This window comes from Clavibacter capsici (assembly GCF_001280205.1).
Classification (GTDB): Bacteria; Actinomycetota; Actinomycetes; order Actinomycetales; family Microbacteriaceae; genus Clavibacter; species Clavibacter capsici.
In genome coordinates this window covers 68,234-92,077 of record NZ_CP012575.1, presented here as the reverse complement: position 1 = coordinate 92,077, position 23,844 = coordinate 68,234, and the positions used below count along the sequence as shown (strand labels likewise).

Annotated in this window: 18 protein-coding genes and 1 other RNA gene; 5 read left to right on the top strand and 14 right to left on the bottom strand. The window is 65.5% G+C overall.

Annotated features, from left to right (window positions below; all coding sequences use genetic code 11):
• Window positions 1-803: 803 nt before the first annotated feature.
• Window positions 804-1,173: a transfer-messenger RNA gene (gene ssrA / locus AES38_RS15550) on the top strand.
• A gap of 712 nt (window positions 1,174-1,885) precedes the next feature.
• Complete coding sequence (locus AES38_RS15955) at window positions 1,886-2,149, top strand: hypothetical protein (protein WP_157883590.1); 264 nt, start codon at window positions 1,886-1,888, stop codon at window positions 2,147-2,149.
• Window positions 2,150-2,727: 578 nt separating this feature from the next.
• Here AES38_RS15955 and AES38_RS15110 read toward each other — a convergent pair.
• Entirely contained in the window at window positions 2,728-3,579 is an 852-nt protein-coding gene (locus AES38_RS15110) for an ImmA/IrrE family metallo-endopeptidase (protein ID WP_053775942.1), read from the bottom strand.
• On the bottom strand, window positions 3,576-4,046 hold the full coding sequence (locus AES38_RS15105) for a helix-turn-helix domain-containing protein (protein ID WP_157883589.1): 471 nt from the start codon (window positions 4,044-4,046) through the stop codon (window positions 3,576-3,578). Before AES38_RS15105 ends, AES38_RS15110 begins: the two co-directional genes overlap by 4 nt.
• Before the next feature lie 113 nt (window positions 4,047-4,159).
• Between AES38_RS15105 and AES38_RS15545 the strand changes: the two genes are divergently transcribed.
• Both AES38_RS15545 and AES38_RS15950 read left to right on the top strand, forming a co-directional pair.
• Complete coding sequence (locus AES38_RS15545) at window positions 4,160-4,357, top strand: hypothetical protein (protein ID WP_072174725.1); 198 nt, start codon at window positions 4,160-4,162, stop codon at window positions 4,355-4,357.
• 862 nt (window positions 4,358-5,219) lie between these two features.
• Window positions 5,220-5,558 carry a hypothetical protein gene (locus AES38_RS15950; RefSeq protein WP_162232643.1) on the top strand — a complete coding sequence of 113 codons (339 nt, stop codon included), beginning with the start codon at window positions 5,220-5,222 and terminating at the stop codon, window positions 5,556-5,558.
• Window positions 5,559-5,881: 323 nt separating this feature from the next.
• Here the strand turns inward: AES38_RS15950 and AES38_RS15090 are convergent, their stop codons facing one another.
• The 3 genes from AES38_RS15090 to AES38_RS15080 all read right to left on the bottom strand — a co-directional run bounded on the left by AES38_RS15090 (window position 5,882) and on the right by AES38_RS15080 (window position 6,840).
• Complete coding sequence (locus AES38_RS15090) at window positions 5,882-6,112, bottom strand: hypothetical protein (protein ID WP_053775938.1); 231 nt, start codon at window positions 6,110-6,112, stop codon at window positions 5,882-5,884.
• A gap of 91 nt (window positions 6,113-6,203) precedes the next feature.
• Window positions 6,204-6,590: a hypothetical protein gene (locus tag AES38_RS15085; protein WP_157883587.1), complete on the bottom strand. Its 387-nt coding sequence runs from the start codon at window positions 6,588-6,590 to the stop codon at window positions 6,204-6,206.
• Window positions 6,591-6,615: 25 nt separating this feature from the next.
• Entirely contained in the window at window positions 6,616-6,840 is a 225-nt protein-coding gene (locus AES38_RS15080) for a hypothetical protein (protein WP_053775936.1), read from the bottom strand.
• A 1,117-nt stretch (window positions 6,841-7,957) separates the two neighbouring features.
• Here AES38_RS15080 and nhaA point away from each other — a divergent pair.
• Entirely contained in the window at window positions 7,958-9,238 is a 1,281-nt protein-coding gene (gene nhaA / locus AES38_RS15070; protein WP_053775934.1) for a Na+/H+ antiporter NhaA, read from the top strand.
• 901 nt (window positions 9,239-10,139) lie between these two features.
• On the opposite strand, the gene AES38_RS15940 is transcribed toward nhaA, so the two are convergent.
• The 9 genes from AES38_RS15940 to AES38_RS15020 all read right to left on the bottom strand — a co-directional run bounded on the left by AES38_RS15940 (window position 10,140) and on the right by AES38_RS15020 (window position 23,763).
• Window positions 10,140-11,057, bottom strand: a complete 918-nt coding sequence (locus AES38_RS15940; RefSeq protein ID WP_157883585.1) for a trypsin-like serine peptidase — start codon at window positions 11,055-11,057, stop codon at window positions 10,140-10,142.
• Window positions 11,058-11,481: 424 nt separating this feature from the next.
• Complete coding sequence (locus tag AES38_RS15060) at window positions 11,482-12,348, bottom strand: pectate lyase (RefSeq protein ID WP_244629302.1); 867 nt, start codon at window positions 12,346-12,348, stop codon at window positions 11,482-11,484.
• Between the two features lie 2,056 nt (window positions 12,349-14,404).
• On the bottom strand, window positions 14,405-14,743 hold the full coding sequence (locus tag AES38_RS15050) for a hypothetical protein (protein WP_053775931.1): 339 nt from the start codon (window positions 14,741-14,743) through the stop codon (window positions 14,405-14,407).
• Window positions 14,744-15,687: 944 nt separating this feature from the next.
• Window positions 15,688-16,266, bottom strand: coding sequence for a hypothetical protein (locus AES38_RS15540; RefSeq protein WP_072174724.1), 579 nt, complete (start codon window positions 16,264-16,266; stop codon window positions 15,688-15,690).
• A gap of 998 nt (window positions 16,267-17,264) precedes the next feature.
• On the bottom strand, window positions 17,265-18,305 hold the full coding sequence (locus tag AES38_RS15040) for a LacI family DNA-binding transcriptional regulator (protein WP_053775929.1): 1,041 nt from the start codon (window positions 18,303-18,305) through the stop codon (window positions 17,265-17,267).
• A gap of 35 nt (window positions 18,306-18,340) precedes the next feature.
• Entirely contained in the window at window positions 18,341-19,258 is a 918-nt protein-coding gene (locus tag AES38_RS15035) for a carbohydrate ABC transporter permease (protein WP_081001942.1), read from the bottom strand.
• Window positions 19,255-20,091, bottom strand: a complete 837-nt coding sequence (locus AES38_RS15030) for a carbohydrate ABC transporter permease (protein ID WP_053775986.1) — start codon at window positions 20,089-20,091, stop codon at window positions 19,255-19,257. Before AES38_RS15030 ends, AES38_RS15035 begins: the two co-directional genes overlap by 4 nt.
• Before the next feature lie 176 nt (window positions 20,092-20,267).
• Window positions 20,268-21,584, bottom strand: a complete 1,317-nt coding sequence (locus tag AES38_RS15025; protein ID WP_053775928.1) for an ABC transporter substrate-binding protein — start codon at window positions 21,582-21,584, stop codon at window positions 20,268-20,270.
• 43 nt (window positions 21,585-21,627) lie between these two features.
• Window positions 21,628-23,763 (bottom strand): glycoside hydrolase family 36 protein, encoded by a 2,136-nt coding sequence (locus AES38_RS15020; RefSeq protein WP_053775927.1) that lies wholly within the window; start codon window positions 23,761-23,763, stop codon window positions 21,628-21,630.
• Window positions 23,764-23,844 lie beyond the last annotated feature (81 nt).

The following is a 23,844-nucleotide window of genomic DNA, read 5'->3' as shown; positions in this document are numbered from 1 at the left end:
CCGCAAGCCAGACGGGGACCTCGTCATCCTGCCACGTCACGCCTACAATTGAACGTAAACTTGTCGCGGGTACTCCAAGGTGCAGACTGCCCTTCTACATGATGTGGCTCCTCACGAAGCAGCACCTCCTCGGTCATCCATTTCACGGGCAGTGGGCTTGGCGCTTGAGCGGTGCTCGGTTGGCCACCGCCGTCACATCAGTCGGGACCCCCTAGCCGCACCCACGAGTGCCTCTCCCCCGGCCGCTGCGCGGAACACATGATCCTGATAGGCCGCCAAGCACCCGAGCCGAGCTCTGCCGCGACGGCGGCGCCATCGGACTCCGCAAGGTAGACGGCGCGCGTCCTCGATCTAGTGGGCCGCGGCAGCAACGCGATCCTCTTGGGCTGGAGGGCACAACTGCACCTAAAGAGAGTCCGACCGGGCACGTGCAGCCCGGTGAAGCGCAGTTGCACGTGCCCGTCCTCTCTTAACGAGCTCGAACCGGTCGACTTCAGGTCCCCGGTCGGTGGGAAGCCACCCTCCCAGGTCGCTCCGCGCCAATCACCGCCAGCATCGAGCGCGCCCTCTCGTACGTGCTCGGTCGATCACCGGCCCCGGTCGCAGGCTTGACCGTGCCGTTCGTAGACCCCGTGCCGAGGCCTGTGGACAAACCCGCACCAGTGGATGCGGGTTCGCGTACAGTCGCCTACTGCACCTGCCACAGCAGCTTCAAGCGCGGTGGGTGTAGATGGTGCTTGTTAAATTCACATCGAGGTTCGAGCCGAGGGGTACCAACTTGGCAGTTGGAGTACCTCAAGTGAGGGGATGATCGGTTTCGACGCCGTGACCACTGTTACGAGAAGCGAGTCGAGAACGCGGAGTCATCTCGTAAACGTTCTCCGCAAATTATAAGTGCCGAATTGAAGCGCACTGATCACGTTCTCGTTGCATAACTGAGAGCTTAAGTGATCCGTCGCCCTAGCCCCTTCCTAGGACTAGATGCGGCGTAATTAATAGGAATAGCCATGCATCAACTCTTCGCGGATGCATGGGACACGCAGTGAAGATGGGCCTGTCGACCTAACAAGCCCTGAAAAGGGTCGGGGCCAAGTAGAACGCATTAGGGATACGCTCGTAGAATGCGTAATGGTGTAGCGGCGGACCGGGGTTCGATTCCCCGCATCTCCACTTCACAGAAGCCGAACCCGATTACCACAGCAAGCGCCTTCGTTGGCCACGTAGTTGATCACATGCGTTGATCAACTACGTGGCCACTTCTTATTTCGACTACGGGGCCGATATAAGTTGTTTCGTAGCACTTCGAGGGCATCCCCCTGCATTGCCGCTGTACCCTTGTCGTATTGGCGACGTGCTCGGCCAAAGCGGACTCCGCTCGGCACGTCGTGCGGTCGCATCGGGGCATGCGCGCGTGCCGTTCGCGAGACGTCTCAAGGTGGTAGGCATGCGACCCCGGGACGGCCGTCGCCTACTGCACCACCCGGGGAGCACACGCTGCCTTTCCTCGAACCGCTCGCCCCCCGTGCACTACTCGACGCAGCAACCTGCTTATCGAACTCGGGCCAGCTTGATGCTGGTTGTGAGGTCGCGTCAGGCACGTATGCAACTCGTGGCGCGTGCCGCGTGCCCGAATGTTGAGGTGGCCCTGCCTGCCGGCCTCATGCACAGAGGAGCGTGGCCGACGGCATGGTCAGAGTCACAGGCGCTCTCTGTCCTCTCTCCATGCTTCGTTGCGACTAGGCAGCGAAGATAGGTCCGCTTATAGCGCCCAGCGGTAGAACACCGAATGACGCGAGGCACGTGCACCTGTGGAGAGAACTAGTGCGTTACGGAACGACTGCCTATGGTGTGATCGGACATGTAAACGAAACGAAACGGGTACAACATGTTGAATTTTGATTTTGGCATTCGTCGCATGGGCGGTCTCATGCTAATCGGGGTCGGAGTTATGATCGTCGCGTCAACGCCACAAGCCTTACCCAGGCTCGCGCAGACATCTTCAACCGCCCTCATCCGAGGCGCGCATGAGCCTTATCAGACATCTTCAACCAGTGAAATCACGGATGACATTGACTTGCTCGCCGCCGAAAGCTGGTTCAACCGTGATCACGGCGGCGACTTCCACCCTGATCCGCCGCATCTTTTCTAGACTGCACCACGTGCGCTCTACACAGAGGCGTAGCGGAACTACCCTCGGGCGTTTCCAGGTCGGGAAATGTCGAGACAGCCAGCATATTCCCGAAGCCCACGCACGCGCGCTCATTACAGGCGTCACTCTCGCATCACGTAAGCACTTGAGGTCAAGGGCAACCGAGTACGCGAGAGTGTCTTTTGCCGCTTGCGCGGATTTCGGATCCGCGGCAGGAAATGTGGCGACGGGCAGCCGACGGCGCAGGTGTCCGAGGTCGTCGTGCCGGCCGTGTCGTAGAACGTCGAGGCGTGTGGACGGATTTATTACGATATGGACGTAAGAGCCTCCACTCGAACAAGGGCGTGTTAATTACCGGCGTGTGTCCACGTTATCGATCCTCCGGATGGGCGGACCGTCGCCGCTGACGTCGTGATGGCTACATCGGGTGACGCATAGGCACCTGGGACCTAGGTGCGCCGACTGAGCTGCGGGGCATGACGGGCGAGCGATGGATATGCGTCGGGGATAGTCCACTTCATGTCCGGCTGCGCGCTCCTCATGCGTGCTGCTATGGCGCTCGACTCGCGTAGCATTGCCTACTTGCCGCTGCGCTCCCTCAGCAGGACGAACCCATTGTGGCCGTTGCCGAACCCCTCCGCGATGAGTCGAACGTGACCTCGAGTGGTCTGGAGGCTGATGTCCGCTTCAGCAATCGTGCCCCGATATAAGGGGCTCAAGGTTCGCACCATCGGGTATTGCTCCGGTCCAAGCCACTTGCTATAGAGCGACCTCACAGCGCCGAACTTAGCCTGAAAGCTCACCGACTGACAGCTCGCCTCGTAGATCGGCAAATGGCCTAGCCGGCTCTGCTTAAGCCCTGTAGCGAGCAAGGCAAGGGGTCTGCGACTATTCGTAACGTAGCGGCGCAACGCCGCAGCGGCAGAGGTCTGATAGGCCCCGTTCATGCGTAGCGGCACGTCGATAGACGGCGCATGACCATCGGCCTCATCGTTGAAGCGGTCGGCGGAGAAGAGGATTTCCGCTGCAAATTGGTTGGCCTCGGCCTCCAACAGGACGCGAGTGTTGGACGTGAGGGTGGTGTGGTCCTCCGCGAAGTAGGCCTGAGCGTGCCACGGAAGGGCATCGTGACCGATTTCGTGCGCCTCCGTGAAGCGACGCCTCTCAACCGGCAGGCTGGGATCGACGAAGTAGCGTCGCTCGTCTACGGACAACGCTCCGAGGACAGTGCCCTTGAGCTTGGCTACAACCACCTGCAGTTCGGGTGGCACATCGTCTTCCAGCGCGAACAGCTCTCCCTTCTCGAGGTCAACAGCCGCCGCAATCGCGTCAATAGGGACAGGGAGTTGGTCTCCAACGCCCGCCTCCCGCAAGACCCTCCTGGCATGTAGGCGAATGTCCTCGACCGCCACGTCGAGGGCGTCGGTCATGTTGTCTGCCGATCGCGACGCTTCTGTCGGAGGAAGGCCAGGTAGTTCCGTAGTTCCGCCGCCTCGGCCTCATCGAGCTCTTCCAGTGCCCGAAGCGGGATGCCGGCGAGCTTCCGCACTTGGTCGTGCTCCGGGTTAGTCGTTGGGACGTGGTGACCGGCCCGCACGAGCAGGTCGGTATAGTCCAGGCCGTAGACCGATGCGAGCTTGTGCAGCATGTTCGGGGACGGACTGGTCACTCGGTTGCTCTCGATCTGTGACAGGTATCCGTTCGAGATCTTCGTCTCCGCCTCGACGTCCCGAAGAGTCAACCCTGCTGTGCGTCGCGTCGACCTGAGGTGGTCGCCCAGTGTCTCCGGCGACTTACTGCGCGGGGACGTGGCGATACCGACGACCGCGGCGGCTATCAGTCCCCAAGGGATCGAGGAGGTGACGGCACGGGCAGTAGACAGGCCTGACTTCTTCATGGTCTCAGTATCGAGCACGATGCTTCATCGAGCAAGCCTTGCGCTATGGAGAACGCATGCGTACTCTGTCAAGCAGTGCTGCACAAAGTGTGCACCACGGAAAGGACAGCCTCATGGCAAACCGCAGTGCGATCTCAGGTCGCTACATCTCCAACGCCGCCGCCGCCCGACACCCTCGCACCACCGTGCGGGAGACCGGTGGCAACTCCGGTTCGGGAACCCAGCATCGCAGCTCGATTTCGGGCCGGTTCATCTCGGATGCCGCCGCCGCACGGCACCCGAACACCAGCCTCACCGAGCGCGGCAAGTAGAGAGACAAGACGAGGGGGCCCGATCTCACTCGTAATGAGATCGGACCCCTTCGGGTCCCCGTGCCGACCGCTCCTACTCGTCAGAGTCGCTTCTGCGGCTTCGGGTGACGCCTTCGCGGATTGTGGTCCGTGAATGCCGAACAGCGGCGCCGTTGCTCACGAAGCGCCCGGTGATCGCGGACCGATCAGCAGACCCGCGGCCGTTCAGTCGCTTGGTCATCTTCTCTTGGATCGAGCGCGCGTGCGCGAGGGCTCGATCAGTGTCCTTGCTCATTCAGGACCTCCTTCTCATCCGTCCGCGCCGCTTCCGAGCTCGAGGCTCATCGCGCTGGTTGCGTGTGAGCACGGCCTGAGCGACTGCTAGGGCGATGCGCTCATCATCCTCTGTCAACCACGGCATGTCACTGAGTGCGTCCATCATTGCCAGCCCCATCTCACGTTCCGAGGGGTCGTCGCTCAGGGCCTTCTCGATCGTCCATGACCATCGCGTCCAGCTCTACTCGCGAGACGTGAAGTTCCTCGTCACGCGACGCGTCGAGATCCCGTCGGTGACGGTCACAACTATGGCTGCGAGGCCGACGAGACCGGCAACTAGCGCCGCCGCGAAGGTGGCGACGGCGCCGTCATCCCAGCCACTCACCTGACGCACCTTCCTCTCATCACCGATAAGAACGGTACCTGACCTATGGACTACCAGCGGATCTAACGATGATCAGTGCCGTGAGTTCGGTTCTCGGACTCTCCTGCGCCGCTAGCGGTCCTGCTGGGTACGCTCGGCAGCTCCCTTAGCGCCGCAGCCGCCTGTCGTCTGCGGCACCTTTACCCGGTGCCCTTGCGCGGGCGCCTCGGACGCCGGCCGCCCGTGGGAGACCTCGGCGCGCATGCGGACGTCGACGGTCTGCTGGGGCACGCCCTGCCGGCCGAGCTCGGCGGCCATCGCCGTCCGACGCTCCGCGCTATAGTAGTGAGCCTCCCCCATGCTGCGCTCGGCGTTCGCGCGGCCCTGGTCGCTGGCGGCGGTCGTCTCGGCGCCGGCCTGCGCGGGCTGCTGCGGGGCGCTCTGCGCGGCGCCGACCTCTACTGGCTCCAGGTGGAGCTGCGCCTGCGCACGGGCGTCCTCTGCGAGCTCACGCAGCTCGTCAGGGGTGTGCTCGGGGGTGCCGCCGGCGCCGGCTTCGAAGTCGTACTCGCGCCCCTATAGCTCGAGCTCCGCGACGCAGTGAGTGTAGCTCCTGTCGACGTCGGCGTTCGGCTCCGCGGCGATGGTCTGGCCGTCGTTGCGCTCTGACGCGGCGCGCGCGTCAAGGCGTGCGGCGTCGTCGAGCGCGGCACGGGCGAGGGCCGTCTCGACGTCGCCTCACCGCGGCCCGACTCCTCCGCGGACGGGGCGTTCTGTGCTGCCTCCGCGTCGGCACGCTCCCGAAGGATGAGGGCAGCGCGCACGGCGTCGGGACCCGCCTGCGGGTTGGTGACGTCGATTCCGTACCGCTCGCGCAGCTCCCGACCGGTGGTCTCCGAGGCCGCCTACGCGCGCAGGTCGACGTCCTTCCACTGCTGCGCGGTCTCGTGCATAGACGCCTGGTTCAGGAGAGACGAGCGCTCCCAGTATTTAGGGCGGTCGACGACGGAGACCCTCGCCACCGCGACGTCGCGCTCGGCGCTGAACCGCTCCTGGAGCTGCTTCACCTCGTTCTCGGAGCGGCCCTGCGCGGTGCGGGCAGCCTCCTCGCGTCCGCGTGCGAGCCGGTCGGCCATCTACGTCACCACGGTGATCGCGACTCGTGCTGCGCTGGAGAGCTCGTCGTCGATTCCATATCTCCTTCGTCGGTGATGGTGGTGCCCCCTTCTACTGTTCGATGCCGTCACGCTCCGGCGAGGATGGTGCGCATGTAGTCGGGACATCGATGGGCATCGCCTGCGGCGTGAGCTTGGTCGGCACGGGCGATCCGGTGCCGGTGGTGATCTGCTGGCGCTGTACCGCCTGGCGCGTTTTTGCCGGGAGCGCCGCAAGTGTGTTGCGGTCGATCTGCGCGGTGTAGCGGTCGCGGATATGGGTGAGGCGCCGCTTCATAAACTCGGCCGTGGCCTGCGGTGTGCGAGCGTTGCCGGTTGCCTTCACGGCCCGGTAGACGTGAAGCGAGGTCTGCGAGAGCTGGCCGAGCAGCATCGCCTCTGCCGCGGCATTCTTGCCCTTCCTTGCCTGCGCGAGGATGAGCGCCGTGGTGCACGTCATCGACGGCATCTACGGCGGGCGCGGCTTACTCTCGTAGGCGCGGATCTGCGACGCGTGGGCGAGAGGGTGCGTGCGGCGTCGGCGAGTGGCCCGGGGTCGACTCCAGGCGACGGAACCAGGCGGCGCAGGCGCCCGCGGTGTCCTTCGCGACGTGCGCCCATGAGGCGTGCTCGTTGGGGTCGAGACGGGCGAGGTAGTGGTGCAGCCGCGTCATGTCGTCGGCGTACATCTTCAACATCTCCGACCGCATCTCGGACTCCTCGCGACCGGGCGCAGCGGGCTTATATGCCCAAGCGCTCCTCGCCGTGGCCTACCACTCGGCGACGGCCGCGGTGGCCCACTCGGGGCCGTCGGGCCAGCCCTTCCGAAGCTCCAGGAGGGTGAGGTCGCGCGCAAGCCGGCCTCCGCCGCGCCAGACGACAGGCTTGCCCTTCTCGGGCCGTAGCGCCCTGAGTAGCCGGCCACCACGTCACGCCCGGTCGCGTAGCGGGGCGGATCAGTACGCCGTCGCGGCGCACGCGGCGCACGAACTCGCCCTCATCGAGGAATGCACCAGCGGCGGCGCGGACAGTTCGTTCGAGGGGCCTGGCGTCAACTTCATTGGCGCCGCCCCGGGCCGCGGACTCACGCTCCCCCGGCTGCTCGCCGCGTAGTGCAACGGCGCGCTCGGAGTCGTGCAGCAGCTTCAACCCGAACGCACGTTCAAGCTCCCGCATGGCCTTTTGGGCACGGGCGTAGTCGAGGTGCGTGCTGGCCGTCGTAGCGTCCTCGCGGACCAGGGAGACGGGGACGTGCACGTGCACGTGCACGTGGTCGTTGCCGTTCTTCGACAGGCCATGCCGGACCGCGACCAGGACTGCGAGGGCGAAGGAACCGCTGATGTTGGTGAGCAGCGTGCTCAGCGGGAACTAGCCAGTGCTGTGAGGAAGGAGGGAGTGTAGCCCCCCCGGGCCGCGGTCGCTCTAATAGCACCGACACATGCCGCTGCCAGCTCACGCATCGCGCCTCCATCTTCGCGCCCACGCCGCGACCGCCCGGCCGCCCGGCCGCCCGGCCGCCCGACGCGGCCATAGTCCCTCAGGCGCCTCGACGCTGACGGGCACGCGCGCTCGTGAAGTACCGTGGTCGAGTGCCATTCCCCACTGTCACCGTCTCGCGCGCCCGCGCTCGAGCCGATGCGGCCTTCCCCAAGAATCGCCTGCTGACCAAGCGCGCCTCCGGTACGAATGGGTGGATGAGCTCGTGGGGCACGAACGCGCACGGCGAGATCGCCGGCTGCCCGCCGCCGGCCAGCTAGGCCTGCTCCCGTCGACTACGACGCCGGAGCGGAAACGCCCCCTACTCGCGCTCGGCGACGGAAGAAACCCATGACCACTCCCATCCCTGCTCTACCTACCTCTCCTCACGCCCGGACCTCGCCCGGCCGCGGCGCCCGCCTCTCCCGGTTCCTTAGCCACGACACCACCGGCGGGATCCTGCTGCTGATCGCGACCCTGCTCGCGCTCGTCATAGCCAACAGCCCCGCCGCGGATCTGTACGAGCGCGTGCGTGGCTTCACGTTCGGGCCCGAGGCGCTGCATCTCGACCTCAGCGTCGGCGCGTGGGCGGCGGATGGGCTTCTCGCAATCTTCTTCTTCGTCGTCGGTCTCGAACTGAAGCAGGAATTCGTCGCCGGGTCCCTCCGTGACCCTCGCGTCGCCGCGCTCCCCATCGCTGCCGCCGTCGGCGGCGTCGCCCTACCTGCCGGCATCTTCACGCTCATCAACCTAGGCGCCGGTCCTGACGCACTCCAGGGATGGGCCATCCCCGCAGCGACCGACATCGCGTTCGCAGTCGCTGTGGTCGCGGTAGTCGGCAAGCGTCTCCCTCCGGCGCTGCGCACGTTCCTGCTGACCCTCGTTGTGGTTGATGACCTGCTCGCGATCACGATCATCGCCGTCTTCTACACGGCCGGGATCGCATTCATGCCCCTCCTGCTCGCGCTGGTACCGCTCGCCGCATTCGGGATCCTCGTCCATCGCGGGGTGCGCGCCTGGTACGTCCTTTTCCCGCTCGGCGTCGGCGCGTGGGCGCTGGTTCACGCGTCCGGGATTCATGCCACCATCGCCGGAGTCGCGCTCGGTCTCCTCGTCCCCGCCATTTCGAGTACCCGCGCAGGCGTCACGCACCGCGACGCCGCCGGACACGAGGAGCGCCACGCGCTTACGCACCACTTCGCCGAGCGCTGGTCCCCCCTCTCCTCCGGCGTCGCGGTACCGGTCTTCGCGTTCTTCTCCGCTGGCGTCGCCGTCGGCGGCCTCGACGGGCTGCGTGAGTCGCTCTCCGACACGGTGGCCATTGGCATCATCGCCGCGCTCGTGGTCGGCAAGGCCGCCGGGATCACGGGCGCATCGCTCCTCGTGACGCGCCTGCCCGGGGTCCGGCTCGACCCGACGCTGCGCTGGCCCGACGTCATCGGACTCTCCTTCGTCGCCGGTATCGGCTTCACCGTCTCGCTTCTCGTCGGCGAGCTCGCTTACGGCACTGGCAGCAAACAGGACGACGTCGTCAAGGTCGGCGTACTCGTCGGCTCCCTTACCTCCGCGGTCGTCGGCGGAACGATCCTCGCCATCCGAGGACGCCAGCACGCCGCTGACCTCGAAGGCTGAGTACGCATGTCTCGAAAGCCATGGGATTTGAATTCGCTCGTTGAGCGGGCATGGCCGGCTTAATGATCAGAGCCGGCCACGTCCTTTCATGACGAAGTGAGCGTTCAGAGCCCATCGGTCACCCGGTGATAACTGCGACGGTGTCGTACACCGACTTCTCCGTGCCCTGCCAGATCGGCCCGAGGACGTGTGAGTAGTCGCCATAGCGCTCGGCGACATTGGCCAACTGCGGAGCATTCGCGTCATCACCGGCAAAGAGGGGGCCACCGGAGACACCCTCGTTCATGTCACAGGGGAGGGAGATTTGCTCCGTTGATACGGCTTGTCCGACTCCCCGGCAGCGCTCGAGGTGCTCCCTGTTGGGGCGACGACCAGCCGGATAGCCTTACGCCGATGCGGCACGGGTAGCGCTCTGGTTGAACAGGACCGGTGATGCGCCGACGACACTGGTGATGTCGTCTCCACGGTCGTTACGGTCGACGGCGAGAACCCCGGTGCGCGCGTTCGCGTTCACGCTCGGCCGGAAGGCTTGGGCTAGCACCTCGACATGCCAGCGAACGCAGCGCCCGGACTACCCATAGGACATAGCGAGCAACCACCCGCCTGACGGACCACAGCTCGGCCCGGCGATGTCGCTGACGCTGACGCTGACGCTGACGCTGACGCTGACGCTGACGCTGACGCTGACGCTGACGCTGCATGATCTCTTCTCCCAAGTACTAACGTGCGAGAAGGAACGGTCCGATTGAGGACAGACGCCGGACGGGTGCGACCTGAACGTGGAACGGGGTGGCGCGCATACGCGACCCGGCCCTTCCCTCACGGCGCTGAGACGCGAAGGTCAAGGTACTTGAAGGAGAACCCCTCGAGCACCTTAAATGCTGCGCGTTCAGCACAAGCATCAGCCGACGAAGGTGTCGACGTTCTTATAGACGGCGTGCTCCTCGCTACCCCAAGGTACAAACCAGGAAATGACAGTGTTTCCCAAGGTCTGGACAGAGCTCGTGTTGCCGACCTGTGTTCCGTTCGGACCCCGCGTGGAGGCGTGATACACGGGCCCGCCCGAAGATCCAGGCGGGAATTGGCACGGCATGAGGCCGATCCGCCGGGGAGATCCGATGAAGCGGTCACCCTCCCCGGAGCAGGTCACGAGCGGGGCCGGCGTGTAGCCGGAGACCTGGGAGTATCCAAACATCTCGTAATGCAGGCGCGGAGCCGCGAGGGCAAAGTCCACCCGAGAGGCACCGGCGACATCCGCCAAGTACGTCTTCGACCCGCCCCAGTTTTCTCGGGGCTTCATTTTGATGAAGGCGGTGTCGTGCTGAGCGTCCATCGACGCATGCCAGGAGGTCGTGACCTGATAGAAGTCCGCACCCCACGTAAGAAGCGGCTTGTTGGCCCCGTCCCAGGCGGGGATGAAACGCACATTCGTTGCAAAGTCGCCATCAAAGTACAGGCAGTGAGCTGCAGTGGCAACGACGAGCCGCGAGTCGGACTTGACGACGGATCCGGTGCAGGACCCTTCTCGTCCCCCGCGGGTAAAGTACAGCCGCCCGATCCAATAGACGGGCTCGTAGTGCGTCAATCCACTGGACTGAACCAGGTTCGCGTCGCCCGTGTGGCTGTCTCCCGAAGCCGCATCTGCCTTCTGGATGCGTTCGGGCGTCCAGTACTCGGCCGACGCAGCGTCATCGTCGTACGAGAAGCTCTTGCCCGTGACCCGATCGGCGTCCGTTGAAGTTCCGGCGAGGCGCTGGGACGACGAGGGTGACGCGTGAGCGGCCGGAGGTCCAGTGCCGCTGAAGCTGACACCTCCCACCGCAGCGACCCCGACGCAGGCCAGGAGTAGTAAGCGAGCGGTAGAGCGTTCGAGTCGGCGTCGGGAGCGAAGAGGCAAGTGCATGTGAATCCTTCATCTCGTGCATACAGCACAGGCACCGCGATCTCGCGTGCCGCGCTGAGCGCGTCCATTTAGCCCGACCCACGGAGTGACCGATAGGTGGAGGTGGGCGATCGCAAGCCACAGGGGTACGGCACTAGTGCGGATCACCTCCGAGGGCGAGCAAACCTTAGGTACAGCGCCGCAGTAGCCGCGCATGGAGTGCACAGGCGGCTAGTAGCAGGTGGTAGAACGCCCGCAACCCTGTTCGGAAGGCGCTCGCTTCCGGAAGTCCGCACGCATCCTCCCTAGGTCATTATCTTCTTAGTTCCTTTTGGAGCTTCAGAGAGCACGGAGCGCAGCTTCAGCGCTGCCTGCGTCTTGTAACCCACAATTTTCGTAAGTCGATGCTCGCACCTTGTCCGTGCTCGAACAGGATGGTGGCGTAGCTGAAGTCGCACACACCCGGGTACGGGCCTCCGCTCCCTCCGGGCACTTCCTTCGCCGGACTGCCGCGACCCCCAATAGTCCAGTCACAGACTTGCATCCGCGTTCCGCGGATGGTGACATGATCGAGCTTGGCTGTGTCGCCGAAGTTCTGGTTGACGCCGGTGACTTTGTAGCGGCCACCGTCGATGAAGACGTCGCTGACCACGATGTGCCGGGGATATTGGTGCGGGCAGTCACCGCAGGAGCGGACGAGGGAGCCGATGTCGGAGGCGGCGAAGTGCGAGATCCGGACCGTCCCCGCGCCATCCATCTGGACGACCTTGTCGTACGCGTGCTGCACGCCTCCGCCTTGAATGGTGACGACGGAGGATGCGGGAGATCCGTCAAGTAGGGTCACGGCGTCTTCCCCGACGTGGCTTGACCACATGTTCACGATCGTGCAAGAGGCTTCGCAGTGGATGCCGTCGGCAGCGAGCAACCCGATGATCACGTTCTTCACGGTTCCTAGCGGGTGGACGAGGATGACCGGTTGCTGGAACTCGCCACGCCCGGACGTTGACCCGTTGAGCTGCGCATTGGCGTAGTCGACAGTTTGACCGGCAGGCACCTCGTACGGGGTCGCTCGTGGCGGCTTGACTGACGTGGGTGCGGGGAACGCCGGCACGCTTGAGATGGATGACCCCTGCGGGGGGAGTCCTGCAGCGTGGGCCGAGGTAGCGGAATCGGAGGCTGTGCCTGCGATAGCGAGGAGGGCGACGAGCACGGCCGCCCAAGCTCTCATGAGGAGCTGGTGCCGTCGGGCAGAGACGAGTACGAGCATGGCGGAAAGTCCTTCAATGGAGCGTTCATGCCGCGACGGTCGCGGCTGGCGAGACGTTAGAAGAGGATGCGACGTAAATCCTGGTACCTGTTCGTAGCCAAATGCTTGGTAATTAAACCCCGTCTTGGCAAGACTGACATTGACATCCGTCGCGCCGGCCTGCTCGGCCAGGTATTGCTTAGCACCGAGCCAAGATCGCTAAGGCTTCAGCTGGACGGGTCCTGCATCGTGCTGCTGGTCCTCCTGGTACCGCCAAGCCCGCGGGACCTGATATTCGTTGGCGCCCCACGTCGAAAGGGGTTTATTAGCCCCGTCCCAGGCGGGAATGAAGCGAAGGTTAGTACTGAAGTCGCCCTTGTGATAAAGACAGTGCTCGGCGGTTGCTATAACCAGCTTCGAGTCTGACTTGATAGACGCCGCCATACAAGAATAGTCTTTGCCACCCGCAGTGTAATGAAGTCGCCCGATCCAATACACGGCTTCGAAGGCGCTCGTGGCCGCAATAGCACCGATGGCCGGACTCGGTTTTTGGGGCGTAGCCGACGCCCCATCAGCGGACACTGCCGCCGACATTCTCCCTGGAGTCCAGTAGTTTTTAGATTCTGCGGCATCTACATCCGAAAAGCTTTTGTCCGTGTCAAACGGACCGCTTTCAGATCCTGAGACCAAGCTTAGGCTCGAGCACTTTCACCACCGACGCCATGGGACCCGGAGGCCAGAGCCAGTCCGATCCCGATGGACAGTGCCGCCATAGACGCCGCATGCCTCCGCTTGAGGTTTATCTTCTTCATTTGGTTCCTTAAACATGTAGCGAATAGTAGGTACTTGCTTTGGGTGGGCACGCGCATGGACCTGGGATACGCGTGTCACCTCCCGATGTCGATTCTTGCGTTGCTGATTAGCAATCCATGCGCTTTATCAACAACTCGATCGTTTGCAATGCAGCGTGCGCAAGCCTGTGAAGCCCTAGAGGCAATACGCATGATGCACCAGTTCGGAGCAACGGCCACGGCCTGGTGCGCGAAGCCGTCGCGTACACTCGTCCCCTTCGAGGGCGGCTACCGGCCGATCAAGGTCGAGGACCGGCCCGGCCTGGGGTACGTGATGCGGCACCGCGCGGAGCTCGGGGACCCGTTCACCTTCGAGGTCTACGCGGCGCCCGCAACGAGCTCGGGCAGCGGATCGGGCGCAGGCGTGAGGAGTCGCTTGACTCGGCGGCCACGTCGCCGATCACCTATCAGGCGTTGGATAAGGAGCAGCCGTCGAGGGCGTCGCCATAGCGTCACGGTCCGCGTCGTCGATCATGAGCCCATGGGTGCCCGGAAGGTCCGCGAACCGGGTGAGGTACAGGCAGTCATAGCCCGCGGCCTGCGGGACCCATGTCGCCGACCCCCGGCCCGACTTCGCCTCGTTCCTCGGCCCCTCGGCGGCCTGGAAGTTAGTGAAGTCGGTCGCCAGCTGCTCGCGACGCTCCCCCATCTAGCCGGCGGCGACGTGCTGCCACGCCCACCCATGGGACACGAGGTGGTCGATCTGCACCGCCGCGCTCGTCGCCCTCCCACGGGTGAAGTCAATGCTCCGGCCCGTTTCGACGTCGGCCAGATGCCCCATATCCACCGTGCAGCCGGAATCCGCCTCGTGTATGTGACCGCCGTGAGGTCGCGAGCCAGGACGTCGATCCGCTGGTCGCACCCGTTGTGGTCGGCGTCCGCCCAGGACGGACCGTAGGCCGCCCGGTCGTAGACCGGCGTCCGCGCGTGCGTGTGTGTCGCCAACTTGTCGACGACCGCCGCACCGCGACCGCGTCGACCACTCCCCCGCGCACGAGAGCGGCGGTCGTGAGGACGTCGACCACGGCGCCACTCGCGACCGCGACATCGGCCGGCTCGGCCGTGGCCGCGTCGCGACGTCGGCCGGCTCCTGCCTGTAGTGCAGGCCATGCCGCACCAACTGCCGGCGACGCCGCACGCGCTCGGGAGCACGGCGACGCCGACAAACAGGAAGCGGCTACGGGGCGTCATCGTCTGCTCCCGAAAGCGAGTATGGCGACGCCGATGACCGCACCAGCGGCCACTGCGAGGAACGTCCCCTCGGGCATGTGAGCTTCGGCTGAGAGCCGGCGGATCATCTCTCCGACGCCCTGCACCACGAGGAGTACAGCCGCGCCGGCTAAGACCCACTTCCCGCCGTCCCCGCTAAGTAGGAATGTGACCCTGAGGATGACGATGCCGCCGAGGTGAATCCAGAAGAGGGCCGGCTCGAAGAGGATGTGCGACGCGATCGTGTCGAGCGTCGCCGTCCAAATTATTGCGGGCACGAGGGACGCGCGATCTATGACCGCCCCAGCTCCGCGCATGCTGATCGTGATCAGCGCAGCACGCCGACGCAGGCAATCGCCTAGGCGCCGCCCCTCACCAGCGTGATCTTCCACGGGTACCACGTAATCCCATCGGAGTAGTACCGCACCACGGCGGCGTCACCAGAGTTGGCGGCGCATGCGGTAGAGCACCGAGGATCGCCAGACGGTGCAGTTCGGAGGTCGGCATGGGAATCCCCTCGAGATGGCAGGGCAGCAATCGGTGAGCTTCACCGGTGCGTCGGGTGGTTGTAGGTGTCGGCGAACTGCTTCATCGGGAGGTCGAGACTCGTGCCAGCGGTCGCGCGGTAGTCGGATTGTTCGACGCCGGATGCGTCGGGCATGACAGGCGCGAGGGCGCCTAGGAGCTTGATTGTCTTCGGGTGAACTGTGGTGGGGGGCCTTCGAAGGCGTAGACGTCGAAGGCCTGGCCGCCAACGTTGACCCCGTCCGCGGACACATCACCGACCCCCGGTCGCTGCACGCTGCACGGGCTGTCGATGTCGGAGATCCCGAAGGAACAGAAAGCCCGCGCGGTAGTCAAGGTGAGTTGGCGGAGATCCCTTGAGCGCCCGTAGAGCTGCGCATCCATCACGAGCATTAACCGACGAAGGTGTCGGCGTTCTTGTTGACGGCATGTTCCTCGCTGTCATGGGGCACGATCCAGGAGACGACGGCTTTCCCTGAGGTCGGAAGCGAGCTGATGGTGCCGACCTGAATTCCGTCGGACCGTGCGTTGAGGCGTGATAGCGGGCCCTCCCGAAGATCCGAGCGGCAACTGGCACGGCATGAAACCGATCCACCGGCACATCTAATGGATCAGTCATCCTCACCCAAGCAAGTGACGAGGGGGCTACGTGAAGCCGGAGACCGGCGAGTAGCCGAGCATCCTCAGGCCGAGGACCCTCGCGCGTCATAGCTCCGCGATGCGACTGCGGCCGTCTTCATCCGCACCAGTCATGCCAGTAGTCCGGAATGGGAATATAAATGCCCTTTTGGCCGCATTTGCTGGAGGCAATGACCGCGAACACGCCGCCGAGCAGGCCTCCTATTACAGTGCAGGTGACAGGAGTGAGATACAGTTGCGAACAGGTCGCGGTCGTGACGACTCCGATCACCGTTCCCAAAATCGTCCGAACAGCAATCCCGTTGAGATGAATGACGGGATGGAACTTGTGGTTCAACCACCGATGGAATGACTTCCAGCTCTTGTTATCTCGAATATACTGGTCTACCTCACCCGAAGTCACCGGCGGAACGGGCGTGGACGCATAGATCAGCTGATCGGATCCTGGTCGCTTGTCAAGCGGGCTGTTGGCCCTCATTCCGACAGACACTGGAACGCTACCGGTGTTCACATCACTCGAGGCGGTCTCTCCCGGCCGTGTCGTCGCATGAGCGGTTTGCGGAGCGTTAACTATGAGTACGGCCGAGACGAGCATGACGAATGATATGCCGAGAACCAGGCAGCCAGCACCTGACAGGCGCAAAGACGAATGAACTGCGGTATTGATGGTGATCATGGAAGCTCCAAACGAGTAGACCTAATGAGCAGTAGCCTTGTGCTTCGCAAGGCTGAGTGACTGCGGGCAATAGCACGCAGTGAAGACGCCGACTGTTCGTTGGTCTGAAGGTAGGTGCGGGCACCCCCTTTGCATGCAGAGTGTCCACACGACCCGCGAGCAGGACGAGCCTACGCAGCATCACCGGCGGCAACTGCAGCTGCTTGAACGCGATCGTGTGCTCCGCATCGGTGAGCGCCTGGCCCTGGTCGTTCTCGATGACCTCCTACACGATCCGCTCGACGGTGATTCGTCCCCGTCGATGACGTGGACGGGATTGGGGATGGGGATGAGGATGTGGATCGAATCCACGTCGATCTCTCGCGCGGCGTGGGTGCGGCGCTGTCCGGCCCTTAGGAGCACGAGGTCTCGGTGTTGCGGCGAGCATAGATCGGCGAGACCCGTGAGCACGTCCATAACGTGGGACGCCCGGAGCCCGTGTAGCCCAATCCCGTCTTCGTTCTTTCCCGTCAGCTGAGCGTCAGGGAACCAATGATGCGTTCATCGGCTTGTTCACCATGCCTCGAACTACTTAGGCGCCGCTCACGATTCGTTCTAGGTAAGCATCCCTGGAACAGGGGTCGAGGCACTCTGCTCGATCGCTCGCCAGGCGCGGATGGCCGCGAGGGTCTAGACGGGCACGACGTCCGACCTGTAGCAATGCTCTTGACCTTGTTATAGGAGATGCGCTTCGGCCTGTAGCCTATCGCCGCCATGCGAGTCAGGACTTGCTGCAGACTGGGGCAGCGGTGCACGTCAGAGGGAGAAAACGGTTCCCCCTCATGCTCCTGGCCGTCGGAGGTCATCAGCGTAATGTCCCATATCTCCCAAGTCTACGAACAGCATGTGCGCGACGTCTTCTCGCTTTGCAACCACGCCTCGACGTACTCGCACGTTGCGCGCGACTCCGCGTGGGGCCCTCTCGCTCAGAAGAACGCCGATGGCATTCATTCTGTTACTCAGGGCGCGAGTGTATTCCATCCTGAAGGGCGCCTCGGAGCCGGCCCCGTGCTTTCGCGTGCGACCACGATCGCTTCGGCTGACGTGAGCAACTCGGTCTCCTCGCCCGCTATCAAAGATTCAAGTTGGCCGAAGGCCCGGGTGCCGAGAGCGGCAAAGTCCTGGCGTGCTGTGGTGAGGGCGGGAGAGAAGAGCTGCGCGATGGGGTGGTCGTCGAATCCTGCGACGCTGACATTGTCGGGAACCGAGAGCCCCTCGTCGGCCAGGCCGCGGATGACGCCCATCGCGATCTCATCGTTGCCGCAGAGGACGGCAGTCACCCCGTCCTGAGCCAGCTGTCGTCCGATAACACGGCCGGATGACGGCTCCCATGTGGCGTCGCGGATGGGCGGCTCGGTGATGCCGTGCTCCGCGAGGGTCCTTCGCCATCCTGTTGTGCGGCCGTCCTCTTTGCCGGACGGGGGCACGCGGACGTAGTGGACGGTGTCGTGTCCTAGCTCGAGCATGTGCCGGGTGAGCGCGGCTGAGCCTGCGGCCTCGTCGATGACGGCCTGGGGGACGGTGCCGGCGATCTCGCCCGAGATGGCGACGGTCGGCAGGGAGGGTGGGACGGCGGTGAGGGCTGCGACGCCCTGCGGGTCGAACTTGAGGACGACGACCCCGGCGACGGCCTGCTGCAGCGCGAAGTCGACGGCCGTGCCGACCTCTGCCGGGTCCACGGAGTCGATGACCGCGATGCTGACGAGGTATCCGGAGGCGCGGGCGCTGACTTCGACCCCGCGTAGGGTCTCGGCGTAGCCGTAACGCGAGGTGTCGCCGGCCAAGACGGCGATCACCTGCGATCTTCCGTTGGCCAGGGCTCGGGCTGCCGGGTTGGGCCGGTAGCCGAGCTCCTGGATGGCCTTCTTGACCCGCTCCGTCTTGTCCGCGCTCACGCGAGCCGCGCCGGTGATGACCCGGGACACGGTGGGTGCGGAGACGCCGGCCGCGCGGGCGACGTCGTCGAGGTTCGCGGGTCGGTCGGCGGGTGCGGTGGGCATGATCGTCTCACCATATGGCGGGACGACCAGTGCGGTCACTTGACGGCGCCGCTGGTGATGCCGGAGATGATCTTCCGTTGCATGACCATGAAAGTGAGCAACAGCGGGAGGCTCATGACGATGATGTACGCGAAGATCAGGTGCCAGTTCTGCAGGTAGAGACCGCTGGACGCCACCTGGTACAGGTTGAGAGGCAGCGTGTCGAGGCGTCCGCCGATGACGAAGAGGGCGTAGAACACGTCGTTCCAGACGTAGAGGCAGATGAGGATCGTCGCTGTGGCGAGGGTCGGGCCGAGCAGCGGCATGATGATGCGGAAGAAGACGCGCACCGGGCCGGCGCCGTCGACGCGAGCCGCCTCCTCGAGCTCGACGGGGATCGTCCGCACGAAACCGGTGACGAAGAAGACGACGGTGGACAAGTACATCCCCATGTAGACGCCGATCATGCCGAGCGGCGTTCCGGCGAGGCCGATCTGGCGCAGCAGGAGCACGATCGTGACCACGGCGGGCGGGAGGACGATGCCGCTGATCGCGAGGGCGTAGATCACGGCCATGCCGCGGCTGGTCCGGCGGGCGAGCACCCATGAGGCCATGGCGCCGAGGAGCAGAACGCCCACGACGGACGGGACCATGATCAGCATGCTGCCGAAGAACGCGGGGAGCATGCGCCCGTCGGCGAAGACGGATGCGACGTTGTCGAGCAACTGCCATCGGGATGGCAGCGCGAGGTTCGGCTGCAGGGCCTCGGCCTGGTCTTTGCCGGCAGTGACGACCACCATCCAGAACGGCACCCCGAGGAGCAGGACCACCAGGGCGAGAGCGATGGCCGGCTGGATGAGGCGACGGCGCGATGCGCGGCCGCGGGCGGGACGGCCGCTTCGTGGGGCGGCCGAGCCGGTAGACGACGAGTGCGCGTCGACCGTGGGGCGACGCGTGGGGGCGGAGACGCTCATGAGAGGACGTCCTCTCTCTTGCGGAGGATGCGGATGACGGGGAAGGCGAGGAGGGCGACCGTGAGGAAGAGCACGAGGCTCATGGTCGTGGCCTGCGCGAACAGGCCCTGGCCGAAGGTGCGGAAGATGAAGATGTTGAGCAGCTCTGTGGTGCCGCCGGGACCGCCCTCGGTGGTGGCCTGCACGACGTCGAATCCGTTCATCGAGCCCAGCAGCGAGGTTGCGACGTTGAAGGTGACGGCGGGGGCGAGTAGGGGGAAGCGGATGGTGCGGAAGGTCTGCCACCAGCTGGCACCGTCGAGACGGGCGGCTTCGAGGACGTCGCCGCTGATGGTCTTCAGTCCCGCGAGGTAGATGAGCATCGACAGGCCCATCCATTTCCAGGCGTGGATGAGGGCCACGACGACGATGGTCCAGGAGGTGCTGCCGAGCCACGCGGTGGTGACCTCGGTGCCGGTGACGGCGCTGAGGATCGCGTTCAATGCGCCGTCGGGCTTGAGCAGCGCTTGGAAGATGTAGCCGACGGCGAGGGCGGACATCACGACGGGGACGAAGAACGCGACACGAGCTAGGCGGTTCACGCGGGTGTCGGCTTCGAGCACCAGGGCGAGGATCAGGCCGAACAGGTTCTGGAAGATCGCCACGAGCACGGCGTAGACGAGTGTGACCCGGAGTCCGGATACCAGGGTGCCGTTGGAGAACAGTGAGGTGAAGTTGTCCGTGCCGACGAACGCGATGCTGGATTTGAAGCTGGACCAGTCGGTGAAGGCGTAGACGAAGTTGAAGACGGTCGGCACGAAGAAGAACACGACCAGCACGATGAGCGCCGGGATGAGGAACCAGGCGGGGTGGTCCTGCTTGCGGCCGTGCTGCGCCCTCCTGGAGTCGACCGTCTGCGCCGAGGGGGCGCGGAGGGCGGTGTGCGGGGCGGTCATGCTGTCTCCTGTCGATGGTGCGGGCGGGGTGACGGTCAGGCACCCCGCCCGGTGGTGCGCGTGCGGGTGCCGGGTCAGAAGCCGGTGGCGCCCTGTGCCTTGGCGAGCTCCGCGAACTGCTGCTGGGTGGCCTCGGCGGCCTCGGCGGGCGTCTTGGTGCCCTGGATCATGTCCGCGAGGTTGATGTAGAGGTCGGGGTTGGCGATGGCGGACACCTGCATGGAGCCGACGGCGTCCGGGACGGAGGCCGACGCGGCGCGGAGCGCCTCGGGGACACCGGCCGGGGTCTCGATGCCTGAGATCAGCGGCACGGTCTGCTGCGCGTCGACGAACGCCTGGTACCCGTCACCGAGCCAGTAGGACAGGAACTGGCGCGACGCCTCCTCCTGCTTGGCGTCTCCGGTAGCGAACGCGACGAGCGCGTTGCTCTGGTCGGGGATGAAGGTGGCGACGTTGCCGGTGGGGGAGATGGGGAAGAAGCCGATCTTCTCGTCGAGCTCCGCGGTGTCGGCCTTGGCCTGCAGCTGTCCGAAGAACGAGTTGACCTGCACGACCATCGCGGCGTCGCCGGCGAGGAGCGCGTCGCCCTGGTCCTCGAAGGTGGCGGTCTTGATGTCGGCGTTGAACAGGCCTTCGTCGATGAGTCCCTTGTAGTCGTCGATGGCACCCTGGATGGTGGCGTCGGTGAACTTCTCCTCGTTCTGGTTGACGCGGTCCCAGAGACCGTCCTTCGCGGCGTCGGCGAGCATGACGGAGACCCACCACTGGGTGGCCCACTTGTCGGCGCCCATCTCGTAGAAGGGGGTCTTGCCCTGTGCCTTGAGCTCGCGGGCGGTGGTGAGGAAGGAGTCCCAGTCGGTGGGGATCTCGGTGATGCCGGCGTCGGCGAGGACCTGCTTGTTGTAGTAGACGCCCTCGACCGCCGGGGTGGTGACGAGCGCGGCGTAGCGGGTGTCGTCGAGCAGTCCGGTGATGTCCGCGTAGTTGGCGTCGTAGGTGTCGAGCCAGGGAGCACCGTCCAGCGGCTGCAGGTTCTGCTTCGCGTTGAGAGCGGTGAGGCTGGAGGCGGTCGGCTGCCAGAACGCGAGGTCGGGCATGTCGCCGGTGGCGACCTTGGTCTGGATGCCCTGCTCGTAGGGATCCGGGATCGTCTGCACCTCCACCTTCGCACCGGTCGCCGCCTCGAAGCCGTCGATGACGCTGTCCGCGGTCTTCGAGCTGTTCTGGGCGGCCCAGATGGTGAGGGTGGTGCCGGTGAGATCGGCGTCTTGCGCGGGCCACGTGACGGGGCCGGAGCTGCCGCCTCCGGCTCCGGGGTCGCTGCAGGCGGTCAGGGTGAGGGCGGCGGCCACGGCGACGGCCGTCGCGCCGGTCTTCCAGGTGAGCTTCATCGGTCGGTCCTTCGGGGTGCGGTGCGGTGGGAGGGGAGGGTGTTCACGACGCGAGCGGCGTGAGGGCGAACGTGCGCGCGCCGACGGTGTCGGCGGTCGAACGGACGGTCAGGGTGCCCGTGGCGGCGTTCCAGCTGGCCTGCCAGGGGGTGAGGTGCTGCGGGAAGACGACGTCGATGTCGACGTCCGTGCCCCGCAGCGAGGGGAACTCGAGGGTGTGCTCGTCGGACGGTTCACCGCGGTCCCAGACGGACACCAGGAAGCGGGCTTCGGTGACGAGGGCGACGCTGACGAACCGGTCCTCCCAGGCAGGCAACCCGGAGGGCCAGCTCGGTGCGGAGCGGACCAGATCGCCGCGGATCTCGTGGGCCGCCGTGACGGCCTCGCGGACGAGAGCCATCTGGGTGTCGTCCATGGTGTTGAGGTAGCCGGAGAGGAAGAACCTGCCGAGGAGACTGGTGACGAGGCAGAACGCGGATTGCTCGTCCGTCATGGATGACTGCGGGTACGCCCAACTGGCCGCCTGCTCGGGGAGCATCGAGAGCGGCGCCGCCGCGGCGATGGGTGGGTACAGGAGGTAGTCCTGCTGGTCGGAGGTGGACTGCGCCTGCACACGGGAGAGGATCGCCTGGTCGGCGCGCATGGCCCCGGACGAGCAGGCCTCGAGGATGAGGTCGGGGTGGCGGTCGAGGACCCCGTCGAGCCAGTCGAGCACGGCGCGGGAATGGCCCAGGAGCCCCGCTCCGGGACTGGGTGAGTCGACGTCGGTCCCCGCTCCCGGGTCGGTGTTGTAGTCGAGCTTGAAGTAGCCCACGCCGAAATCCTGTACCAGGCGGTCGACGACCTCATCGAGGTGGGCGCGGGCGGCAGGGTGCCGGAGGTCGAGGTGGAGGCGGTCCTGTTCGAGGATCCGCTGCCCGGCGCGTTGCAGGAAGGCCTCCGGGGGCAGCGATGAGGCGATCGGGCTGAGGACCCCGACGGACTCCGGCTCGAGCCAGAGTCCGGGCACCATCCCGTGGGAACGGATCCGGTCGGTCACTTCGGCGAGTCCGCCGGAGAAGCGGACGTTGGAGGGCTGCCAGGCGCCGACGCTGGGCCACCAGTCGCCGCCGTCGTCGTACCAGCCGGCGTCGATGCAGAACACCTCCGCCCCGACCGCGGCTGCCGCGTCGACGAGGGGCAGCAGCTTCTGCGTGGTGGGGTCGCCGTTGAGGGTGTTCATGTAGTCGTTGAAGACGATGGCGGGACGCGTGTTGTCCGGGTGCGGGCGGCGGGTGAGGCGGCGGTGCCGCGTCAGCGCCGCGGCCGCTGAGTCGAGGTCGGCGCCGAGCGCGATCGTCGCCGGAACGGTCGTGAAGGACTCTCCGGGTGCGAGCGGCTGCTGCCACTGATGGTCGATGTCGGTGGGGCCGGCGAGGGCGATGAACACGTCGTCGACGTGCTCGCCGATCTCCCACCGCCACGGTCCGTTGTTCTCGACCTGCCACAGCCAGGTGATGCCGCGGGCGGTGGACACGGCTCCGCCGAGGGGCATGGATCCGCCCGTGGACCAGGTGCCCTGGGAGCTGCGCCGGTTCGCGGAACGGGGAGTGTGACCGGTCATGGCCTGGTTCAGCGAGGGCAGGACGCTGCGCAGCTGGCTCGTGGACCAGCGGCCCTCGCCCAGCCAGTCGCTGCGCCCCTGGAGGAGGTCCCAGTCCGCGACTCCGTGTCCGGTGTCGGCTCGGGAGCCGAGGGCGCTGGCCCAGGATGTGACGGCGTGCAGGTCGATGACGGTGTCGCCGGTGTTCTCGATGGTCGTGGTGGCGGTGAAGGCCGCTTGTCCGGCGGTGCGCAGGTGCAGGGTGATCCGCAGCCCGTCAGGGGAGTCGGAGACGAGGTCGAGGCCGCCGTCCCTGGTGGGTAGGACGGCGGCGAGCCGGAGGGAGGCGCCGAGGCGGGACTGCACGAGGCGTGATCCGACGAGGGTGCGACCGTGTCCGGCGGCGATGACGTCGGTTGCGGGGATCGATCCGGGGATGTGCACGTCGACGCCGGTGGTGGTGGCCCGGATGAGTCGCACAGGGCCGTCGCCGTGCGCGAACTTGAGGGTCAGTCCAGGCGCGCTCCACCGGATGACGGCAGGCAGGGCGGAGGTCGACGCGTCGTCCGGGGAGGCGAGGAGGCGGTCGAGGGTCATGGGGGGGTCCTTTCGTGCCCGCGATGCGGGCGAGGAGCCGGCCGGCGACGGGTGGGTCACCGGCCGGCGTGGGTAGCTCGG

Bases quoted from the DNA above. Each gene is read 5' to 3' on its own strand.
- AES38_RS15025 (WP_053775928.1), bottom strand. From the start codon at position 21,584: ATGAAGCTCACCTGGAAGACCGGCGCGACGGCCGTCGCCGTGGCCGCC.
- AES38_RS15040 (WP_053775929.1), bottom strand. From the start codon at position 18,305: ATGCCCACCGCACCCGCCGACCGACCCGCGAACCTCGACGACGTCGCC.
- AES38_RS15060 (WP_244629302.1), bottom strand. From the start codon at position 12,348: ATGAGAGCTTGGGCGGCCGTGCTCGTCGCCCTCCTCGCTATCGCAGGC.
- AES38_RS15105 (WP_157883589.1), bottom strand. From the start codon at position 4,046: ATGAAGAAGTCAGGCCTGTCTACTGCCCGTGCCGTCACCTCCTCGATC.
- AES38_RS15050 (WP_053775931.1), bottom strand. From the start codon at position 14,743: ATGCGCGGAGCTGGGGCGGTCATAGATCGCGCGTCCCTCGTGCCCGCA.
- AES38_RS15545 (WP_072174725.1), top strand. From the start codon at position 4,160: ATGGCAAACCGCAGTGCGATCTCAGGTCGCTACATCTCCAACGCCGCC.
- AES38_RS15080 (WP_053775936.1), bottom strand. From the start codon at position 6,840: ATGCGGTCGGAGATGTTGAAGATGTACGCCGACGACATGACGCGGCTG.
- AES38_RS15540 (WP_072174724.1), bottom strand. From the start codon at position 16,266: ATGATCACCATCAATACCGCAGTTCATTCGTCTTTGCGCCTGTCAGGT.
- AES38_RS15020 (WP_053775927.1), bottom strand. From the start codon at position 23,763: ATGACCCTCGACCGCCTCCTCGCCTCCCCGGACGACGCGTCGACCTCC.
- AES38_RS15955 (WP_157883590.1), top strand. From the start codon at position 1,886: ATGTTGAATTTTGATTTTGGCATTCGTCGCATGGGCGGTCTCATGCTA.
- AES38_RS15110 (WP_053775942.1), bottom strand. From the start codon at position 3,579: ATGACCGACGCCCTCGACGTGGCGGTCGAGGACATTCGCCTACATGCC.
- nhaA (WP_053775934.1), top strand. From the start codon at position 7,958: ATGACCACTCCCATCCCTGCTCTACCTACCTCTCCTCACGCCCGGACC.
- AES38_RS15085 (WP_157883587.1), bottom strand. From the start codon at position 6,590: ATGACGTGCACCACGGCGCTCATCCTCGCGCAGGCAAGGAAGGGCAAG.
- AES38_RS15090 (WP_053775938.1), bottom strand. From the start codon at position 6,112: ATGGCCGACCGGCTCGCACGCGGACGCGAGGAGGCTGCCCGCACCGCG.
- AES38_RS15035 (WP_081001942.1), bottom strand. From the start codon at position 19,258: ATGAGCGTCTCCGCCCCCACGCGTCGCCCCACGGTCGACGCGCACTCG.